5 protein-coding genes and 3 pseudogenes (1 of these 8 cut by a window edge) are annotated in these 5178 nt (G+C 63.4%); 3 read left to right on the top strand and 5 right to left on the bottom strand.

The features are described from left to right. Positions 1 to 233, top strand: a pseudogene (irrA, locus tag EOC06_RS02010) (iron response transcriptional regulator IrrA); it begins 210 nt to the left of the window's first position. A gap of 19 nt (positions 234 to 252) precedes the next feature. Continuing rightward, positions 253 to 417: pseudogene (locus EOC06_RS02005) on the top strand (DUF4260 family protein); the annotation flags it as partial. Between the two features lie 68 nt (positions 418 to 485). On the opposite strand, the gene EOC06_RS02000 reads toward EOC06_RS02005, so the two are convergent. Continuing rightward, positions 486 to 1046 (bottom strand): SH3 domain-containing protein, encoded by a 561-nt coding sequence (locus tag EOC06_RS02000; protein WP_128306955.1) that lies wholly within the window; start codon positions 1044 to 1046, stop codon positions 486 to 488. Positions 1047 to 1265: 219 nt separating this feature from the next. On the opposite strand from EOC06_RS02000, the gene EOC06_RS01995 reads away from it, so the two are divergent. Continuing rightward, a complete protein-coding gene (locus tag EOC06_RS01995) occupies positions 1266 to 2267 on the top strand; it encodes a D-glycerate dehydrogenase (RefSeq protein WP_128306954.1) in 1002 nt (333 codons plus the stop codon). Positions 2268 to 2300: 33 nt separating this feature from the next. Here EOC06_RS01995 and EOC06_RS01990 read toward each other — a convergent pair whose 3' ends face one another. The 4 genes and pseudogenes from EOC06_RS01990 to EOC06_RS41505 form a co-directional block, all read right to left on the bottom strand. Beyond that, positions 2301 to 2789 (bottom strand): GNAT family N-acetyltransferase, encoded by a 489-nt coding sequence (locus EOC06_RS01990; protein WP_128306953.1) that lies wholly within the window; start codon positions 2787 to 2789, stop codon positions 2301 to 2303. Positions 2790 to 2793: 4 nt separating this feature from the next. After that, positions 2794 to 3549, bottom strand: a complete 756-nt coding sequence (locus EOC06_RS01985) for a molybdopterin-synthase adenylyltransferase MoeB (protein ID WP_128306952.1) — start codon at positions 3547 to 3549, stop codon at positions 2794 to 2796. A 31-nt stretch (positions 3550 to 3580) separates the two neighbouring features. Next, a complete protein-coding gene (recF, locus tag EOC06_RS01980; RefSeq protein ID WP_128306951.1) occupies positions 3581 to 4726 on the bottom strand; it encodes a DNA replication/repair protein RecF in 1146 nt (381 codons plus the stop codon). Positions 4727 to 4931: 205 nt separating this feature from the next. After that, positions 4932 to 5178 (bottom strand): annotated as a pseudogene (locus tag EOC06_RS41505) (DNA polymerase III subunit beta); the annotation flags it as partial.

Raw genomic sequence — 5178 nt, 5'->3', positions numbered from 1 at the left:
TTCACCAGTTTACCCAGGCGGGACTTTTGCGCATCCTCGCCGTGGAGGGCGCGAAAACCTATTTCGACACCAACACCTCCGACCACCACCATTTCTACATCGAAGGCGAAAACCGCATATTCGACATCGACAGTGGTCCGGTGACGGTCGCCAACCTGCCGGAGCCGCCGGAAGGGATGGAGATCGCCAATGTCGATATCGTGGTAAGGCTGCGCCCCAAACGCCGCGAATGACCGGCGAGGCCCCCTTACCGTGCCCGTGCTGTTGTTGCTCAGCGGGCACATGTGGGGCAATGCGGCCGCGATGGCGGTTGCGCTGATCTGGATCGCGCACATCGCCATCGACCGTGCGCTGGCCTATGGCCTGAAGCTGCCAACCGGCTTTCAGGACACCCATCTCGGCCGTATCGGGCGCTAGGCTGACCTGAATTTCAACACACCCAAACCGGGCCGTGAAGGATCGGGGTTAAGATTCTGGGTCAAGAATCAGTCCTTGACCCGTTCGCCGGGATAGGCGCCCCAGACGATCGACTGGGCAAGCCAGCCTGTGTGGCCATCGAATGTCATTTCGCACCACTGGCCGTCGCAGGATTTGATCGTGCCCATGACGCCCGGCTCGACCATCGCGACCACCCTTGCGTCCTTGTTGGGGCTGTTGAGAAGATTGATCTGGGCACCCTTGCCGCGCTGCCACGGGGCAACGATTGCAGTGCGCCGGCCGGAAAGCAGCGACTGGTTGATCCAGCCTTCCGAACCATCGGCATCGCGCACGCGGCGCCATGTGTCGAATTCCTGGATGATCTCCATCGGCAGGCCGGCCTTCATATACATCCAGTCGACCGAGTAGTTGGCCCCGGGACCGACGCGCGAGTTGACACGGCCGGATTTCAGGCTGACGAAGCGCGGCAGCGGCAGGCCACTCGGACCAAGCGTGACGACGCCCTGGGCAGGTGCTGCGGCACTCTGCGCGGCCACAAGCGGAGAATAAAGCAGAGCGCCGAGAAATGCTGCGCTGAGGGTCAGGCGAAGCGACGCGAAACCAGACACTTTCATTCCTTTCGGCGCTTGCCCATCGGCCTCGGCGCCCCTTTTTCTTTGTCTTCGGCGGCACCGCTTGTTACAGGGAGTAATCGGCACCGCGACCGGCTTTCAGTTTCGCCGGTCTTGGTTAAAGAGGTCTCAACGAGATCGGGTTAGAAGCAATTCCAGCAAAAGTGTGATGCGGTTTTGCGTTCGGAATTGCGGCAAGTACTCGGGAGGGAAACAATGGCAGGCAAAAAGAAGCCTCTCGTCGTCATCACGCGAAAGCTGCCCGACCCGGTCGAGACCCGCATGCGCGAGTTGTTCGACGCAAGGCTGAATGTCGAGGACCGGCCGATGACGCAGCCGGAACTGGTCGCGGCAGTCAAGGAGGCCGACGTGCTGGTGCCGACGGTAACCGACCAGATCGACGCCGCACTGATCGCCCAGGCAGGCGACAACCTCAAGCTGATCGCCAATTTCGGCAATGGCGTCGACAAGATCGATGTCGCGGCCGCGGCCAAGAGGGGCATCACCGTCACCAACACGCCGAATGTCCTGACCGAAGACACCGCCGACATGACCATGGCGCTGATGCTGGCGGTGCCGCGGCGGCTGGCGGAAGGTGCCAATGTGCTCACCGGTGACAAGAAATGGGCTGGCTGGTCGCCGACCTGGATGCTGGGCCGGCGCATCTGGGGCAAGCGGCTCGGCATTGTCGGCATGGGGGGAATCGGCACCGCCGTCGCCAGACGGGCCAAGGCCTTCGGCCTGTCGATCCACTACCACAACCGCCACCGCGTGCTGCCGGCCGTAGAGGACGGGCTGGAGGCGACCTATTGGGAAAGCCTGGACCAGATGCTGGCCCGCATGGATATCATCTCGGTCAACTGTCCCTCGACGCCGGCAACCTTCCATCTGCTTTCGGCGCGGCGGCTGGCGCTGCTGCAGCCCACCGCCTATGTCGTCAACACCGCGCGCGGCGACATCATCGACGAGGAAGCGCTGGTCAAGCTGATCCAGGACGGCAAGATCGCCGGGGCCGGCCTCGACGTCTACGAGCATGAGCCGGCTTTGAACAGCAAGCTGCTGAAGCTCGCCGCCAAGAACAAGGTCGTGCTTTTGCCGCATATGGGCTCGGCGACGCTCGAGGGCCGCATCGATATGGGCGAGAAGGTCATCATCAATATCCGTGCCTTCGTCGACGGCCACCGCCCGCCGGATCGGGTGCTGCCGCTCAGGACCTGACGCTGTCGCGGCCCACAAACCGTAAGATAAACCTTACGAGATAGCTTTGCGCATGGTGATCGAGGTCGGCCTGGCATAGCCCTCATGCGCCGTCCGTTCAGTTTCGCGAAAGCCGAGGCGAGCAAAGGCCTCATGATTCCCGGTCAGCTCGATCCGCGTCTGAAGCGCGACGGCGGCCTTGCCGCGGCTACGGGCAAGGTCTTCGACTGCCTGCATCAGCCGCCGGCCAATGCCTTGTCCCTGGCGGTCCGGCGCGACCGCGAACTTGCCGACATAAAGGTCCGCCGCCCTCTCAAGGGCAAAGACGCAGCCGACGATCCTGTCGCCCTGCACCGCCACGAAGCCGGTCTCCAGCCGCGCCTTGTCGCTCAGGGTGTCGGCGGTCAGATGGTGGGCCGAGGAGGGCGGGTCGACAACGCTGTCCATCGAAGCGAAAGCGCGCATGATCAATGCGAGCACATCGTCCCAACGGTCGAAATCGGTCGGGATCCGCGTGATGGAGACAGCTTCGTTCCGGTCCAAGAATTCAGCTTCTCTTGTAGCGGATGGTGTCGAAGCGCGCTGCCAGCGCATCATAGAGCAGCAGCTGGCCGACCAGCGGCTCGCCAATGCCGGTGATCAGCTTGATCGCCTCCATGGCCTGCAGCGTGCCGACGACGCCGGTCAGCGCGCCAAGCACGCCGGCTTCGGCGCAGGACGGCACCAGGCCCGGAGGCGGCGCCTCGGGAAACAGATCGCGATAGCTTGGGTTGGGCTTGCCGTCCTTGGCGTCTTCGAATGGCTTCAGCACCGTCACCGAACCATCGAAGCGTCCGACGGCGGCATGCACCAGCGGCTTGCCTTCGCTCGCGCAGGCATCGGCCACGGCATAGCGCGTTTCGAAATTGTCGGAACCGTCGACGACGATGTCATAGCGGGCGACGAGGGCGGGCGCATTGTCCGTGGTCAGCCGGAACGTATGCGGTTCGACTGTGGTGTTGGGATTGATGCGAGCGATTGCCGCCTTGGCGCTATCGGTCTTCAGCAGGCCGACAGTGTCGGTACCGTGAATGACCTGGCGCTGCAGGTTGGACAGCGAAACGGTGTCGTCATCGACCACGCCGAGTGTGCCGACGCCGGCGGCGGCAAGATATTCAAGCACCGGCGCGCCCAGTCCGCCAGCGCCGATGACCAGCACCCGGGCCTGTTTCAGCCTTTGCTGGCCGGCGCCGCCGATCTCCGGCAGCACGATGTGGCGGGCATAGCGTTCGATCTCGTCTGCGGTCAGGGCGGCAGTGGTCATTGCCTGATCATACAGGGACGGAAAAACCTTGTCAGGGGCCTTCGGTTGGCCCAACCGTCCCATGGTCGACAGTCAGGAATTGCGCGCGTCCCTGGAGACTGGAAAACAGCGCAGCATCGGTTCCTGTCATGAACGCCTGGCAGTTCAGTTCCTCCAGGATGGAGAACAGCGCCGCGCGCCGCCGGCTGTCGAGATGCGCGGCGATCTCGTCGAGCAGCAGGATCGGCGTCATGCCCGACATTTCGCCGGTCAGCCTTGCGTGCGACAGCACGATGCCGACCAGCAGTGCCTTCTGCTCGCCGGTCGAGCAGAGTTCGGCCGGCATCGCCTTGGGGCGGTGTCGAACCACCAGATCCGAACGGTGCGGGCCGTCGAGGGTGCGCCCGGCGGCGCGATCGCGCTCACGGCCCTCGGCAAGCGTCCGACGGAAGCGTTCCTCGACATCGACCGCCGGCGCGGCGGCGATTTCGGCTTCCAGATCGCCCGAAAGGCCGATATCGGCCCGCGGAAATGGTCCCGTGTCGGGCAGCCTGTCGATCATGGTGGCGAGCAGCCGCACCATTTCGGCCCGCGCCGCGGCTATCGCCACACCGGTTTCGGCCATCTGCGTCTCGATAGCGTCGAACCAGCGGTCGTCCCGGGAGTTTTCGGTAAGCAGCCGGTTACGACCGCGCATAGCCTTCTCGTAGTCGATCGCACGTTGCCCGTGCCCGGGATCGATCGCCAGCACGAGCCGATCGAGAAATCGCCGGCGATCCGCGGCCGGTCCGGTGAACAACGCGTCCATGGCTGGCGTCAGCCACACCACGCGCAGCCATTCCAGCATGTCCTCGGCCGAGCGCGCCGACGCTCCGTTGATGCGCACCCGCCTGCCGCCTTCGCCGGCGGTGTCGCCGCCGGAAATGCCTGTTCCGATCTCGACCTGGCCGTCAGGTCCGTCGAGCCGGGCATGCAATGCAAAGCCGCCGTCGCCGCCGTCGCGTGCGACATCCACGTAAGGGGCGCGGCGCAAACCACGCCCCGGTGTCAAAAGGGAGATTGCTTCGAGGAGATTGGTCTTGCCGGCGCCGTTGTCGCCGGAAAAAACCACGGCACCTGGCGCCAGATCGATCGTCAGCGCCGCGTAGTTTCGGAAATTGGTAAGTGTAAGCTTACTTATGTGGTTCTGTGCCGGCAACCGCTATCCGCCTATAGAGCGTTCCATCGTTTCACGGAAACGCAAAACCAATCTATCTCTTTGTTTTAACGCAATTCCCAAGGGAAAGCGCTATGCGCTTTTCCCGGGAAAACCGCTTCACACTTTTCCTGGAATTGCTCTAGAAGTTGCCGTAAATATCGCGCTTGCCGGTCCACAACAGGACCGAAGTGCTGACACCGCGCCGCTACACCCGCATCGGCATCAGCACATAGAGTGCGGTCTCGTCGGCCATGTCGTGGATCAGCGTCGGCGAGCCGGCGTCGGCCAGCATGAACTTGGCTTCCGTGCCGGTCAGTTGCGCGGCAACGTCGAGCAGGTACTTGGCGTTGAAGCCGATCTCGATCGGATCGGATGAATAGTCGGCGGACAGCTCTTCGGTGGCGCTGCCTGAATCGGGATTGTTGACCGCAAGCGTCACCTGACCCTCGCTG

Origin of the sequence: Mesorhizobium sp. M7A.F.Ca.MR.362.00.0.0 (assembly GCF_004023175.1) — a bacterium.
GTDB lineage: Bacteria > Pseudomonadota > Alphaproteobacteria > Rhizobiales > Rhizobiaceae > Mesorhizobium.
The sequence above is the reverse complement of the archived record's forward strand: the minus strand, read 5'-3'. Positions and strand labels throughout refer to the sequence as shown.

What these genes read in the sequence shown, in the direction of transcription:
- EOC06_RS01985 (WP_128306952.1), bottom strand. Translation starts at nt 3,549, where the DNA reads ATGACCACTGCCGCCCTGACCGCAGACGAGATCGAACGCTATGCCCGC.
- EOC06_RS01995 (WP_128306954.1), top strand. Translation starts at nt 1,266, where the DNA reads ATGGCAGGCAAAAAGAAGCCTCTCGTCGTCATCACGCGAAAGCTGCCC.